This window comes from Caldicellulosiruptor sp. DIB 104C, assembly GCF_028198085.1.
GTDB classification, from domain to species: Bacteria; Bacillota; Thermoanaerobacteria; order Caldicellulosiruptorales; family Caldicellulosiruptoraceae; genus Caldicellulosiruptor; species Caldicellulosiruptor saccharolyticus.
Genome location: NZ_CP116337.1, coordinates 2,564,625 through 2,578,459 on the forward strand (window position 1 = coordinate 2,564,625; position 13,835 = coordinate 2,578,459).

A 13,835-nucleotide genomic window follows, 5' to 3' on the forward strand; every position below is an offset into this window, starting at 1 on the left:
TTAGTTTCTTTAAAACCTCCCTTTTGTTTTTTATGAGTGATAATGAGGAGGTACCGAAAATTGAACAAACTTCCAAGATACAAAGGATTCAACCTACTTGGGCTTTTTGTTCCTAATATGAGCTATGGCTTTTTTGAAGACGATTTTAAGTGGATGGAAGAGTGGGGATTCAATTTTGCAAGAATACCTATGAACTACAGGAACTGGTATGTAGAAGAAAGGCCTGAAATTAAAGAAGAAGTTTTGGAGATAATAGACAAAGTAGTTGTCTGGGGTCAAAAGTACGGTATTCATATTTGTTTGAACATTCACGGTGCGCCCGGATATTGTGTAAATGAGAAAACTAAGGAAGGCTATAATCTGTGGAAAGACAAAGAACCTCTTGAACTATTTGTATCATACTGGCAGACTTTTGCCAAAAGGTATAAAGGGATATCTTCAAAACATTTGAGTTTTAACCTTATAAATGAACCAAGACAGTATTCAAAAGAGGAGATGACAAAAGAGGATTTTATAAGAGTCATGACGTATACAATTGAAAAGATAAGAGAGATTGATAAAGAGAGGCTTATTATAATTGACGGTGTTGACTATGGCAATGAACCTGTTTTTGAGCTCACAAGTTTAGGTGTTGCACAAGCTTGCAGGGCATACATTCCTTTTGAGCTGACACACTACAAGGCAGAGTGGGTTGAGGGAAGTGACAAATTTTCTGAGCCTTCATGGCCGCTTGTGCGTGATAATGGTGAGGTTATTGACAGGGAATATTTAAGAAGACATTATGAGAAGTGGACAAAACTATTTGATTATGGAGTTGGAGTTATCTGCGGCGAAGGTGGAGCTTATAAGTACACATCTCATGATGTTGTTTTAAGATGGCTATCTGATGTTTTGGATGTTTTAAAAGAGTTTGGTATTGGCATTGCGCTTTGGAATTTGAGAGGACCGTTTGGAATAATTGACTCTGGAAGAAAAGATGTGCAATATGAAGACTTTTACGGTCACAAGCTTGACAGAAAGCTTCTTGAGCTTTTGATGAGATTTTAGCAAGGTTTGTTTATGAGGCACTTTGTCATAAAAGTCTTGTCCAGTTTTGTGGTATTGCACAATGGTAAGATTGATGAATTGGTAATATAATTGATGATATAACACCTGTTTTGCTCAAATAGAAGAAAGGAACATCTACTTTGGTTAAACGAAAAATATACATAAGATGGGCACTTGTCTTTATATGGATGGCTGTGATTTTTTACTTTTCATCCCAAGAAGGAGCTATTTCGCACCAAAAGAGCTTTTCAATTGCACTTTTTATTGAAAGGATAATTGAAGCCTTAGCAGAAAAAGACATTATAACAGCTGTAAACAGAAAAGGTTTTGAGTTTTTAATAAGAAAGATTGCGCATGTTACAGAGTACTTTATCTTATGTATGCTGTTTTATCGAGCTTTTTTTGAGACAAATAAAAGTTCAAAAAAATCTGCCATATTAAGTGGTATTTTTTCGGTCCTTTATGCTGTTTCAGACGAGTTTCATCAGGTATTTGTCTTTGGCAGAGGTCCAAGCCCTGTTGACGTGATGATTGACTCAATAGGGATATTTGGGTATTTGGGGATAAGAAGTATGAAAGGTAAATTAAATAAAACTATGAAGATGAATTGTGATGAAAATAAAGGAGAAGGCTTATAAAAAGTTGTTATTTAAGATACATTACGCCTCTGGTTTGTGGGAAATTACAAAATCAGGGGCGATTTTTTATACCTTTTGGCTGGGTGATAATTAGATTTGTATCGAATTTGTTTTTTCAAATCGTTGGATATGATTTTAAAGAAACTACATTTCTCATTTTAAACGGTCCTTAAAAATACAACGGTATGATTTAAAAAATGTATTGACAATATTGCAGTATTAGTGTATTATTTAATTAACACACTAACACATGGAGGAATTATATTGCTAAAATTTGACCCTAACATTCCAGTGTACTTACAGATAATGGAGTTTTTAAAAAAGAGAATTGCCAGTGGAAATTTGCGGCCGGGGGAAAAACTTTCATCTGTCAGGGAGATGGCGCAGATGTTTAGTGTAAATCCCAATACAATTCAAAGGGTTCTTCAGGAATTAGAAAGGGAGAATCTTATTTTCACAGAAAGAGGAATTGGAAACTTTGTGACAAAGGATGAGAGAGTAATAGCTAAGATGAGAGAAGAAATGGCTGCAAAAATGATAGAGGATTTTATTAAGTCAATGAATGATATTGGTTTTTCAGATAAAGAAATTATACAGCTTCTTGAAAAAAAGATTAAGAAAGAGGGGTAGAATAAAAAATGCTTCTTGAAGTTAAAAACGTAACAAAATGGTATGGTTCAAGAAAGAAAGTAGCTTTGGAAAATGTTAGCTTTTCCTTGGATAAAGGTAAAATTGTGGGACTGATAGGCGAAAATGGAGCAGGAAAAACCACTCTTTTAAAACTCATTGCTGGGTTTGTTCAGCCAAGTACTGGAGAGATTTTAATTGAAGGCAAGAAGGTTGGGCTTTTGACAAGAAGGTTTGTTGCTTTTTTACCTGATACAATTATGTTTGAGAAGTGGATGAGAGTAAGTGATGCCATTGAGTTTTTTAAAGATTTTTATGATGATTTTGACAACTCAAAAGCATTTAAATTGCTGGAGAAGTTAAAAGTTAATCCCAAGGAGAAGATACATCAGTTATCAAGAGGAAATATAGAAAAATTTTCCATTGCAATGCTCTTTTCCAGAGACGCAAAACTATATCTTTTAGATGAACCTTTAGCGTATGTTGACCCTGTTTCAAGAGATTTTGTCTTTGAGATGATATTACAAAATATATCAGAAGAAAAAAGCATCATAATTTCAACTAACATCATATCTGAAATTGAACACATATTTGATGAAGTTATATTCTTAAATAATGGGAAAATACTTTATTATGGCTCAACCGAAAGAATAAGAGAAGAAAAGGGACTTTCGATAAACCAGTTTTTCAAAGAGGTGCTCAAAGATGAAAATATTTAAATTGATAAAATACCAGATGATAGATCAAAAATTTTTTTACATTATATTTTTTATTGTTTTAAACATAGTTGTATTTTATTTCTATCGCTATGGGGGAAAACTTACTCTAAATAATAATCCAGGTGTTGAAAGTTTTCTTGCAGGAGTTTCATTTTCTTACTTGCTTGCAACGCTATCATTATTAGTACTTCACATAGTTATGTATTTTAAGCTTCTGTCAAGAGGGAAAAAGTATTTGATTTTTGGTTCTCCTTATGCAAGTGCAGCCAATGTCTATTTTGCAAGACTGATTAATTTTGTTTTAGACATAATGCTTACAAAAGCTTATCTATTATTGCTTTTATTTGCAATGAGTATGGTAGATGAAAAACTTTACGGCAAATATTGGTGGTGGATTTTATACTTAAACAAAAATTTAGATTTTAAAACTAATTGTGGAATTGTTCTGATAGATTTATCATTTATTCTTATGCTAAGTCTTTGGATGCATATTTGTATGATATATAAGTGTTGGAGTAACAGACATTTTTATAATGCTGTAGATACTGCTGTGGACATAATTGCGCTTTTTTTGTTTTTGGTACAGGGTTTTGCCAGTGGTGGACCAATTAATATACTTCAAAAGGTTAATCTTTCTACTTTTCTGCTAAATTTTATAGTTATAGCAATTACGCTAATAGCGATTGTTCTTTTTGCTATAACTTCCATTTCACGCATGAAAACTAAAATGGATTTGTAAAAGAAAGGGTGGTAAAAGTGTTTTTGAGATTTCTGAAGTATGAGATTAAAAGAAGAAAGGGGATAACTGCTTACTGGGTGGTTTTAGGCTGTGTTGCTGCACTCTTTGGCAGCAATTATTTTGATAATCAAAAAGGTACTATGGTAATAGCTTTATTCCTTTCTTTTTTGACAACGTTTATCTACACCTTGGTTGAATACTCTTCGGTTTTCAGGTCAGGTCATGGTTATTTGATATTTGGGTCTCCTAAGCTTAAAGGAATGCACATAGTTTTTGGAAGAATGCTAATAATTTTACTGGACATCTTATTATATTTGGTGTCATTTACAATTATTGAAGTTTTTTTAAATATAGTTTTTCGTCAAACTTTTCACAGCTTTTTAATACGAGATACGGCAAGCTTATTGCTAAAAGTATTTACTTCCTTTAGAGCTTTTCGTGCTTTTTTACTATTTGCTGCCTTATTCTTATTATCATACTTATTCATTTTCATGATAATAACATTTTCTAATACAATTTTTAAAAGATTAAATATATGGCTCAGCCGATTAGTTACTATCGTTATGGTGGCAGTTGCACCAGGGATTTTAATCTACTCAATGTCAAATCCTTTTATTGATGTGCTGCTTTTTCCTCAGTTCGAAGATTATAAAGCTTTGAATGGTAGTTATTTGTTTTGGACAGTAAGTGGAATACACATATTGGTAATAGCGGTTATTCTCTTGGCTTGTGCCAAGGTAATTGATAAGCACTTAAATTTATAAAATAAATAGGAAGTGGAGGTGTATTTAGAAAATGTCAAAAGCAGTTGAGGTCATTTCTGTTTACAAAAGATTTGGGAAAAAAGAAGTGATAAAAGGAGTTTCTTTTGATATTGATGAGGGTGAAACTGTAGGCTTTGTGGGGCCAAATGGAGCTGGCAAGACAACAACAATTAAAATGATGACAGGGCTTATACGACCAACAGATGGCCAAATCAAGATTTTTGGGCATGATGTTGTTAAAGAGCCTTTAAATGCAATGAGGTATGTAGGCTGTATCGTTGAAAAACCAGAGGTTTATGAATTTTTAACCGGTTTTGAGAACATGGCTCAAATTGCGCGAATTTATAGAATTGGTAAGGAAAAGATTTATGAAGCAGCTAAATTTGTGGGAATTGATTATGCTTTGAAACAAAAGGCTAAAAAATATTCACTTGGCATGAAACAGAGACTGGCATTGGCAATGGCAATTTTGACAGAACCAAAACTTCTTATCTTAGATGAGCCAACAAACGGTCTTGACCCTTCAGGAATAATTGAGCTAAGGAAGCTATTGAGAAGTCTTTCGAAAAACAAGAAGACAACCATTTTTATCTCATCCCACAACCTTAATGAAATAGAAGAAATCTGTGAGAAAGTGATATTTATTAAAGATGGGAAAATTGAGATGGTAAAGGAGTTAGCGCAGAAAGAAGAAAATGGATGCAAGAGATTTGTTGTTGTTTTGAACCCGGATAATTTAGAAGTTTCACAAATTACCAAGATTATTGAGAAGTTTAATCAGGTAAAAGTAGTGAGTACTGATGGCGACAAAATTGAGGTGGAGCTTCTGGGAGATAAAAAGATGGATTTTCTCAATTTTTTGTTTCAAAATAATGTGTCTGTTCGTGATTTTTATGAAAAGACTGAGAATTTGGAAAGTGTGTATTTAAAAATTTATAGTGGTGAGGTGTTGAGCAATGAAAGATCTTATTAAGAATGAAATTATAAAAATGTTTTACAGAAAAAAAATACTAATTGGACTTGCTGTTATTTTAATTTTCTCTGTTGTAGGTGTATGGGGTACAATTGCAATTATAAAGGCAACATCTCCTGAAAATGAGATAAAAATTACACAGCAAAAGATAGCTAATTTAAAAAAAGAGAGAATGAAAACAAAAGACCCTATCAAAAAGCAAAAGATAGATGAGCAAATATTACAAAGTCAGGCTTATATAGATAATTTAAAAATCTCTATGAAATCAACAGACTGGAAAAAAGATGTTAAAAATCAACTGGATAAGCTCAAAAAATCAATGAAAGAAGCTACTGATTTGAGTTTGCTGGATTCAAAAGAATACTATAGGGAGCAAATATTAGAGTATGAATACTGTTTAAAGAAAAGCATAAAACCTTATACTTTGTGGCAAATCAATAACTGGACGGTTATGAACATATTTTTAGGATTGATAATTTTTCTTCTACCGTTTATAGTTTTTATCTTTGCTTCAGACATTGTGTCAAATGAAATATCTCAAAAAACAATAAGTTTATTAGTGACAAGACCCATAAGCAGATTTAAAATAGCTCTTTCCAAGTTTATTTCTGCAACTATTGTGTGTTCAGCGCTTGTGATAATTTCAGAAATTTTGGTGTTTATAATAACAGGATTATTATATGGTTTTATAGATTTAAAATATCCGATTACTGTTGGCACAAGATACAGAAAACACGGTTTAGAGTTGATACCAATATATGGTAGTACTTATATAGTGCCATTAGGAAAATTCTTGATATATGCATTGCTTTTACAGCTCTTAATCATAACTGCTTGCTGTGCGCTTAGCTTTTTTATTTCAGCAATTAGCAAAAGCAATTCAACTGCAAATACTTTGAGCTTCTTGATGGTATACGGTATATATTTTATAGTCTCTCCTATTTCACAAGCAGTTTCTAAAATAAATTTTTTAAAAGCAATTTTACTTTACACCTATCTAAACCCATTAGATATTTTAGAAAATAATATTGCAACAAATGTTATGGTATCTATAATGACACCATTTGTAAGCATTTTGGTTTTATTTGGATATATTGTTATATTTTTGTCAACTTCGTTGAAAATATTCAACAAAAAAGATTTACTTGTTTAATACCTTTAAAGCATATAAATAGCTGTTTATCTATTTTACCCTCCCTTTTGGACAAAAAGTTTATGCTCAAACTCCAAAAGGGAGGTTCTACTTTATCTTTACCATTTATTTCTAAACACAATCCACATAAGAAAACTTCCGATAAGAAAAATTCCTATTCCTAAAACTGCTCTTGTCCTGTCAATTCTCTCATCTATTTTATACCCTCTTTTTACAATCTCAACCTTTTGTGCGTGTAAGTCCAAATCACCGCCGTGTTCTTTGCAAGCTCTATTAAAAATGCCTTTTACATAAACAATATCTCCTTTTACTCGGTATCTTCCCAAATATTTTATTTTCTTTGCATCTTCATATCTCATAAAAATTCCGATGGCATTTTGACCATCATGAATATTGACCCACGCAAAATCTCCTCTTTTCATTATCTCGCCAATCGCTTCGCCTTGAAACTCAACAACTTTGCCATCATATTTAAAAGCGTTGTTAATGAGAGTGTTGCTATCAATGGGTTTTGCAGATGCAGTTTCTTGAAGGAGCTTTATCAAAAATCCAATAAGAATTATAACTAACACAATCCAAGATTTTCTCATCATCTTCTTTTCTATCCTTCCCTTGCTTCTTTAAATAAGAATGCAAAAAGAGCTATTACAGACATAAACTCAAGCCTTCCCACCCACATCATAAAAATGTAAATCACTTTTAAACCATCTGGCATGGAAGGTTGGGTAATCCCGCTTGAGAGTCCAACATTGCCAAGCGCTGAGGCAGACTCAAACATTGCCTGTTTTAGAGGATATCCATAAAAAGTGCCAGCCAAAGTGCCAATAGTAAATGTTACAATGTACAAAAGGACAATGATAGATGCATTTCTCACATGCCTGTCTTGTAAAGCCACCTCTTTTAAATGATGAAATTTCTCAACAACAACAGCAGAATCTGGCCGAATCATTTTTTTAATATCATTCACAAGAGCATTGGCTAAAATTGCAATTCTGAGTGCTTTAATACCACCTGCAGTTGAGCACACAGACCCACCTGCAAGCATTGCTATTACAATGAGTATAATAGCAGCATCTGACCACTCATAGAAAAACTGCTGTGAATAAAGTGTTGCAAAACCTGTGCCTGTGTGAGCAGATACAAAGTGGTAAAACACCTTTCTAAAAGCAATAATTGGTGTTGAATAAACTGCCTTGAGAGCAATTATTCCTAAAACGCTTAGGGATGTTATTGTCACAAACAAGCTTTTTATCTCAGCATTTCTGATTCCTTCTTTGTAATTTCCGCTCAGAATAAAATAGTGCAGAGCAAAGTTTATTGTTCCCAAGAGCATTATCATCATACTAATAATTTCATATGATGTGCTATGAAAATACATTGCATTTTGAGATTGAGGTGCAAACCCGGCTGTGTCCCAGCCGCCCAAAAACATCCAAAGACCCCTGAAAAATGCCATATCCAGTGGCAAGCCAATTAAAACCCCGGTTATTGTAAGTGCCGTTGTGCCCAGAACCAAATACAAAAGGCTTACAAACCAGATTATTCTTGCAGTGTGAATGACATTTGGGAAGATTTGCTCATCTCTTGCCTCGCCCATGTAAACTTTTAAAAGCCCGCGCATACCGGAGGCTAAAAAGCTCAAGGTCATGAGCACCATGCCTTGTCCGCCAATATATGTGATTAAGTGTCGCCACATATTAAGCCCCATTGGTGCATGGTCAAGGTCCTGGATCAAAACAAGGCCGGTTGTTGTATATCCACTCATCACTTCAAAAAATGCATCTAAATACGAAGCAAAATGACCTGAGAGATAAGGTGGTATGGCTGAAATCAATCCACCCAGTGCCCATGTTAGCCCTACCATGCTCATTCCTGCGCCCCATGAAAACCTCTGGTCTTTTGTGTCTCTTCCGATGAAAATAAAAATAAAACTCAACACAAAAAATAGTCCTGTACCAATCATTAAATTAAAAGCCATATTCCATTCTTTGTATAACAAAGATGTAATAACTGCAATTATCTCAACAAGCCCAATTGCACTCAGTGTCTTTCCTGTCATGTAAAGGACATGTCTTAGCTCTATATGGTCGCTTTTGAAAACAGACTTGTCCATCGCTTGTTTATCTCCTCACTTTTTAAGCTTCAAAGTATCAAGTAAACTAACAGTGAGCCAATGAAACCAACTGCGATAAATCCCAATACAAGGCCAATTTCTGTCAAGACACCTAATGTAATTTTTTTGATATCTCTTTTCTTTTTCAATTCTTCGTCACCTCATTATTTTGAAGAAATAAGCTTTTTAAATTGGTCCCTATCCCTTTCATTGATGATGACCAAAAGAGTATCTCCAGGGAGAATTACACTGTCACCAGAGGGTACAAATGTTTCATTTTCCCTTATTATTGCGCCGATGATGCTCTCTTTTGGGAATGGCACCTCTGCAATCTTTTTGTATGCAGCAGGTGAATTTTTCTGCACAACTGTCTGGAACACTATGATTTCACCATTTTTGAGTGTTGCAAGAACAGATAAAGGCTCTATCTCCACTTCATGCTCTATAATCTTTGCAATGATATCTGTTGATGATATAACATTGTCCACTCCAAGCCGCTTCATTACATTGATATTTTTTGGATTGTTGGCCCTTGCAATTGTTCTTTTGACCTCAAACACTCTTTTTGCAAGCTGACACGCTATTAGGTTGTCTTCATCCTTTCCTGTGACGGCAATAAAAAAGTCACACTTATGAACCTTTGCATCAGAAAGTGTATCCAAAGATGTGCCGTCTCCTTCTATCGCAGTTACATTTGAAAACTCTTCAGCAACTTTTCTGCAAAGCTCTGGCTGCTCCTCAATCACAGTTATGTGATATTTTCCGCTTTCGACCAAGAGCTTTGTCAAAAAATATCCTACCTTTCCACCACCAACAATGACAACTCTCATTGATTCACCTTCTTCTCAGCAATTACCATAATATCATTTTCCTGGAGTTTTATGTTCTTATTCTTAAAGTAAAAATGTTCATTTCGGATTATACCAAAAAGATAACAGTTTTCAGGCAAAACTATCTTATCTAAGCCTTTTCCCACATCATCTCTTTTTGGTGTGACATATTTGAAAAACACATCATCTTTGCCAAACCTGTGCTTATGACGAATCTCACGTGAAAGCAAGATTGATTTGATGTACTCAACAACCAAGGTTGTTGGACAGATTGTCTCAAGGCCAAGCGAGTGGAAAATATCTTCCCGCAGCGGATCATAAATTCTTGCAATCACTTTTGGAACTTGATAAATCTCTTCTGCTATCTGGGCTGTCATAATATTTGTACTATCATCAGGTGTTACTGCTGCCAGTGCATCTGCTCTTTCAATCCCTGCCTGTTTTAGCACATCCTCGTCAATCACAACACCCTGAATTTTCATGCCATTAAAGTCAGGGCCAAGCCGTTCAAAGTTTTTAGCATCAGAGTCTATGACAACAACATCATGTCCTTCATCAGAAAGCGACTTTGCTAAAGTGGACCCGACCTTCCCGCACCCAACCACTATGATATACAATTTTTTGCCCCTCCACCCAAATTATTAGTCTATAAAATTCATAGATTAAATTATATTCCTTTTACAATAGACTAACAAGAGGGTTTTTGGTACAATAAAATAATAAGTTCAAATTTCAAAATCAAAACATTAGGGAGAGACTGAAGTTGAAAAAGAAAGCTTGCTGCGGGGTCGCTTTATTAATTATCTTTGTTTTTCTTTCAGTTAATATATTACCCACATTTTCGCAAACTCAAATCCCACAGTGGATAAGAATAGGAATATACTATGCTGACAAGTATGGTAGCTCAAGGCCTGTGGTTGAAACAAAAATCTATGCAAAAGGCGGACTTTACATAGGAATTTCTGATGATAAAAACTTTATCACAGTTGCCAATACTCAGAAAGATACTTTAATTGTTTCAAAGGACGTATACAAAAAAGATGGCAAAGAAGGAGCAAACATACACATTGCAGTAGGCAGGTATATATCCTATGCTACTGCAAAGAATGCTCTAAAAGACTATTTGGGTGCATATAAAGATGCTTTTGTGGGTTATATAAACAATGGATACTCTGTGCTAATTGGCAGTTTTAGCAATCTTCAGGAGGCTAAAAAGCTCCAATCAAAACTTAAAAGGGCAACCCTTTATTCCTCTGAAACAATGGTGCTTGTGAAGGATGAAAAAGGAAAAGTTCTTTTTGCTTTTGATGGGCAAAACAGTAAATTTTTAATGCTCATTCCACAACAGGAAAATGGTATAGAGAGGATAAAAGTTGACAACAGGTGGTATCGAGGAAGAGTTGAGTTTAAGCGCATAAAGGGCAGTGATATGACTGTTATAAACGTCTCAAAATTGGAAGAGTACTTATATGGTGTTATAAGGATGGAGATAGATCCGTTTTGGAACATTGAAGCTGTAAAAGCGTTTGCAGTTATTGCAAGGACATATGCTGTGAGGAATTTAAACAGACATGGCGCTTTAGGGTTTGACCTGTGCCCTACAGACCATTGCCAGGTGTATGGTGGGGCGGTTGATGGCACGTACGGTGAAAAGAGGGCAATTTTGGCTGTTGACGCAACAAGAGGCGAGATAATAACATATAAAGGCAAACCAATTGATGCTGTGTACTTTTCATCAACAGGTGGGATTCCAACAGAAGATTCTGAAAATGTGTGGATGTATCCTGTTGAGTATTTGAGGTCTGTTGATAACTCAAAAGAGGCGAAAAATTCAAAGTCATCATGGACCTTCCAGTTTACCAGAGATGAGATAAAAAACATGCTGAAGAAGAAAAATATTGATGTAGGGGATATATTGGATATAAAAGTCTTAGAGTATACAAAGGCTGGAAGGGTATTAAGGCTCAAAATTGTTGGAACAGCTGGTGAGTACGAGTGCCAGAAAGAAGCAACAAGGCTTTTGTTTGGACTTTATAGCCAGGCATATACAATCGTAACAGATGCAGATGTCAATGTTGTAGATGAAAATGGCAAGGTAAAGCGAACAAGGATTAGTAATAGTAAAGTTCTTGCCGAAAATGGTGAAAGTATATTAAATGGGAAAGTAAACACTGGGCAGACTGTTGATAGCAGTATTTATTCTTCTGCAAAGAACGATGTTATTTCAGCTGTATATGATGCTATTTATTCAGGTGGTGAAACAAGCTCAAACTCTGGGGCAGGCGGCAGCGTATCAGCAACTTCTACAGTAAAGGTTGTAAAAGAAGATGGTACAGTGGAAGAGGTACCAATCATTCCTACAACGTACACGTTCAACGGCAAAGGTTGGGGACATGGAGTTGGTATGAGCCAGTGGGGTGCAAAAGGCCTTGCTGACAGTGGGTATAACTATAAACAGATTATAAAACACTATTACACAGGGGTTGAAATTGAGAAAAGATGAAAAAGTGGAAACTCAGCGACTTTCACTATGACCTGCCAGATGAGCTGATTGCACAAAAACCTGTGGAGCCGCGTGACAGCTCAAGACTTATGGTTATTTTACCTGACGGTACAATCGAGCACAGAATTTTCCGCGACATAGTTGAATATTTAAATGAGGGTGATTGTCTTGTTCTAAATAACTCAAAGGTCATACCTGCAAGGCTAATTGGGCAAAGAGAGGACACTGGGAGTTTTATAGAATTTTTGCTTGTAAAAAGGCTTGATATAAACACATGGGAGGTAATGACACGGCCGGGCAAAAAGGCGCGCAAAGGAAGAAAGTTTGTGTTTGGCAATGGAGAGCTCAAAGCCGAGGTTTTGCATGTAAACCAGGAAGAAGGCACAAGGATTGTGAGGTTCTATTATGAAGGGGTGTTTGAAGAGGTTTTAGAAAAGCTTGGCAAGATTCCTCTTCCACCATATATAAAAGAGGAGCTTGATGACCTCTCAAGGTACCAGACAGTGTACAGCAAAGTGCCGGGGTCTGCTGCAGCACCGACTGCAGGTCTTCACTTTACAGAAGAGCTCCTTAGCAAAATATCAAAAAAGGGTGTTGAGATTTTGTATGTGACACTGCACGTTGGGCTTGGAACTTTTAAACCTGTAAAGGTTGAGAATATTGAAGAGCACAAGATGCACGAGGAGTACTATGAGATATCTGAAGATGTGGCAGAGAGAATAAACGAGGCAAAAAGACTTGGCAAAAGAGTAATTGCAGTTGGGACAACATCGTGCAGGGTTTTAGAGTCAGCAGCAGTTGAGAAGGGTGTTGTGAGGGCACAAAAAGGGTGGACAGATATCTTCATCTACCCAGGCTACGAGTTTAAAATTTTAGATGGACTTGTCACAAACTTTCATCTTCCAGATACAACCTTGATGATGCTTGTGTGTGCATTTGGTGGGTATGAGAGGATAATGAACGCATATAAAGTGGCTGTTGAGGAGCGTTATAGGTTTTTTAGTTTTGGAGATGCTATGTTGATACTCAAAAAATAAAATTTTCCAATTTACAATTGAAAATGGATAGGATATAATAATGTCAAATTAAGTGTGGAGGGTTTAATAACCATGGAAGAGATAAAGCAGATGATAGGGCTTGTGCTTGAAAAGGTGGACGGTGTTGCTGCTGCTGTTGAAGAAGTAAAACAAAGGCTTAGACAGGTAGAAGAGAGGCTTGACAGGGTAGAAGAGAGGCTTGACAGGGTAGAAGAAAGGCTTGACAAGGTTGAGCAAAGGCTTGATGCCCTTGAGAAAAGAGTTGATAGCTTAGAGCAGAGAGTTGAGAGATTAGAGCAGAAAGTGGATGTATTAGAACAAAGGGTTGACAGATTGGAAAAAGAGACAGCAAAGAACTCTGTTATGCTTGAAGACCTCAAGAGAAAACTTGAGCTTATGGCTGAGATTCAAGAGTCTTACATGCAGCAAAATGCACGAGAGCATGAAGAGCTCAAGAAATACATAGATGACAGAATCTCAATTGTTGAGCTTGCAGTAAGAAGACTTTCTGATGATTTCAGAACTCTAAAAGAAGATGTAAAAGAGCTGAAAGAGAAGAGAGTAAGCGTTGAAGTCTTTTATGAAATCCTTGGAAGACACGAGGTTGAGATAAGCAGGCTTAAAAAGGCTCTCCCTAGTGCAAGTTAAAAAGGCTAAAGCACCAGCTCTCATTGGCAGAAATTGCTTTGATT

Annotated in this window: 15 protein-coding genes; 11 read left to right on the plus strand and 4 right to left on the minus strand. The window is 35.6% G+C overall.

Features of this window, described 5'->3' with window-relative positions; translation table 11 throughout:
* Positions 1 to 60: 60 nt before the first annotated feature.
* From PGC14_RS12550 to PGC14_RS12585, 8 genes are all read left to right on the plus strand, one after another.
* Positions 61 to 1,047 (plus strand): glycoside hydrolase family 5 protein, encoded by a 987-nt coding sequence (locus PGC14_RS12550; protein ID WP_271629104.1) that lies wholly within the window; start codon positions 61 to 63, stop codon positions 1,045 to 1,047.
* 140 nt (positions 1,048 to 1,187) lie between these two features.
* Positions 1,188 to 1,685 (plus strand): VanZ family protein, encoded by a 498-nt coding sequence (locus PGC14_RS12555; RefSeq protein WP_271629105.1) that lies wholly within the window; start codon positions 1,188 to 1,190, stop codon positions 1,683 to 1,685.
* Between the two features lie 264 nt (positions 1,686 to 1,949).
* Positions 1,950 to 2,315: a GntR family transcriptional regulator gene (locus tag PGC14_RS12560; protein WP_271629106.1), complete on the plus strand. Its 366-nt coding sequence runs from the start codon at positions 1,950 to 1,952 to the stop codon at positions 2,313 to 2,315.
* Positions 2,316 to 2,323: 8 nt separating this feature from the next.
* A complete protein-coding gene (locus tag PGC14_RS12565) occupies positions 2,324 to 3,031 on the plus strand; it encodes an ATP-binding cassette domain-containing protein (protein WP_039764052.1) in 708 nt (235 codons plus the stop codon).
* The gene (locus tag PGC14_RS12570) at positions 3,018 to 3,770 is read left to right on the plus strand and encodes a hypothetical protein (protein ID WP_039764051.1); all 753 of its coding nucleotides are present in this window, start codon (positions 3,018 to 3,020) and stop codon (positions 3,768 to 3,770) included. Before PGC14_RS12565 ends, PGC14_RS12570 begins: the two co-directional genes overlap by 14 nt.
* 23 nt (positions 3,771 to 3,793) lie before the next feature.
* Positions 3,794 to 4,534 carry a hypothetical protein gene (locus PGC14_RS12575; RefSeq protein WP_271629107.1) on the plus strand — a complete coding sequence of 247 codons (741 nt, stop codon included), beginning with the start codon at positions 3,794 to 3,796 and terminating at the stop codon, positions 4,532 to 4,534.
* Positions 4,535 to 4,565: 31 nt separating this feature from the next.
* The gene (locus PGC14_RS12580; protein WP_271629108.1) at positions 4,566 to 5,507 is read left to right on the plus strand and encodes an ABC transporter ATP-binding protein; all 942 of its coding nucleotides are present in this window, start codon (positions 4,566 to 4,568) and stop codon (positions 5,505 to 5,507) included.
* A complete protein-coding gene (locus PGC14_RS12585) occupies positions 5,491 to 6,660 on the plus strand; it encodes an ABC transporter permease (protein WP_271629109.1) in 1,170 nt (389 codons plus the stop codon). Before PGC14_RS12580 ends, PGC14_RS12585 begins: the two co-directional genes overlap by 17 nt.
* A gap of 98 nt (positions 6,661 to 6,758) precedes the next feature.
* Here the strand turns inward: PGC14_RS12585 and PGC14_RS12590 are convergent, their stop codons facing one another.
* From PGC14_RS12590 to PGC14_RS12605, 4 genes are all read right to left on the minus strand, one after another.
* The gene (locus tag PGC14_RS12590) at positions 6,759 to 7,253 is read right to left on the minus strand and encodes a DNA-binding protein (RefSeq protein ID WP_156823687.1); all 495 of its coding nucleotides are present in this window, start codon (positions 7,251 to 7,253) and stop codon (positions 6,759 to 6,761) included.
* 8 nt (positions 7,254 to 7,261) lie between these two features.
* A complete protein-coding gene (locus PGC14_RS12595) occupies positions 7,262 to 8,773 on the minus strand; it encodes a TrkH family potassium uptake protein (protein ID WP_039767565.1) in 1,512 nt (503 codons plus the stop codon).
* Between the two features lie 164 nt (positions 8,774 to 8,937).
* A complete protein-coding gene (locus PGC14_RS12600; RefSeq protein WP_039767562.1) occupies positions 8,938 to 9,603 on the minus strand; it encodes a potassium channel family protein in 666 nt (221 codons plus the stop codon).
* Positions 9,600 to 10,220, minus strand: a complete 621-nt coding sequence (locus tag PGC14_RS12605) for a potassium channel family protein (protein WP_039767560.1) — start codon at positions 10,218 to 10,220, stop codon at positions 9,600 to 9,602. Before PGC14_RS12605 ends, PGC14_RS12600 begins: the two co-directional genes overlap by 4 nt.
* Positions 10,221 to 10,366: 146 nt before the next feature.
* Here PGC14_RS12605 and PGC14_RS12610 point away from each other — a divergent pair, with 146 nt between their 5' ends.
* The 3 genes from PGC14_RS12610 to PGC14_RS12620 all read left to right on the plus strand — a co-directional run bounded on the left by PGC14_RS12610 (position 10,367) and on the right by PGC14_RS12620 (position 13,791).
* Positions 10,367 to 12,106, plus strand: a complete 1,740-nt coding sequence (locus PGC14_RS12610) for a SpoIID/LytB domain-containing protein (RefSeq protein WP_271629110.1) — start codon at positions 10,367 to 10,369, stop codon at positions 12,104 to 12,106.
* Positions 12,103 to 13,143 carry a tRNA preQ1(34) S-adenosylmethionine ribosyltransferase-isomerase QueA gene (gene queA / locus PGC14_RS12615; RefSeq protein WP_271629111.1) on the plus strand — a complete coding sequence of 347 codons (1,041 nt, stop codon included), beginning with the start codon at positions 12,103 to 12,105 and terminating at the stop codon, positions 13,141 to 13,143. Before PGC14_RS12610 ends, queA begins: the two co-directional genes overlap by 4 nt.
* 72 nt (positions 13,144 to 13,215) lie before the next feature.
* A complete protein-coding gene (locus PGC14_RS12620) occupies positions 13,216 to 13,791 on the plus strand; it encodes a hypothetical protein (protein ID WP_271629112.1) in 576 nt (191 codons plus the stop codon).
* Positions 13,792 to 13,835 lie beyond the last annotated feature (44 nt).

Coding starts and splice junctions, on each gene's coding strand:
- PGC14_RS12565 (WP_039764052.1), top strand. CDS start 2,324: ATGCTTCTTGAAGTTAAAAACGTAACAAAATGGTATGGTTCAAGAAAG.
- PGC14_RS12570 (WP_039764051.1), top strand. CDS start 3,018: ATGAAAATATTTAAATTGATAAAATACCAGATGATAGATCAAAAATTT.
- PGC14_RS12580 (WP_271629108.1), top strand. CDS start 4,566: ATGTCAAAAGCAGTTGAGGTCATTTCTGTTTACAAAAGATTTGGGAAA.
- PGC14_RS12585 (WP_271629109.1), top strand. CDS start 5,491: ATGAAAGATCTTATTAAGAATGAAATTATAAAAATGTTTTACAGAAAA.
- PGC14_RS12590 (WP_156823687.1), bottom strand. CDS start 7,253: ATGATGAGAAAATCTTGGATTGTGTTAGTTATAATTCTTATTGGATTT.
- PGC14_RS12595 (WP_039767565.1), bottom strand. CDS start 8,773: ATGGACAAGTCTGTTTTCAAAAGCGACCATATAGAGCTAAGACATGTC.
- PGC14_RS12600 (WP_039767562.1), bottom strand. CDS start 9,603: ATGAGAGTTGTCATTGTTGGTGGTGGAAAGGTAGGATATTTTTTGACA.
- queA (WP_271629111.1), top strand. CDS start 12,103: ATGAAAAAGTGGAAACTCAGCGACTTTCACTATGACCTGCCAGATGAG.
- PGC14_RS12620 (WP_271629112.1), top strand. CDS start 13,216: ATGGAAGAGATAAAGCAGATGATAGGGCTTGTGCTTGAAAAGGTGGAC.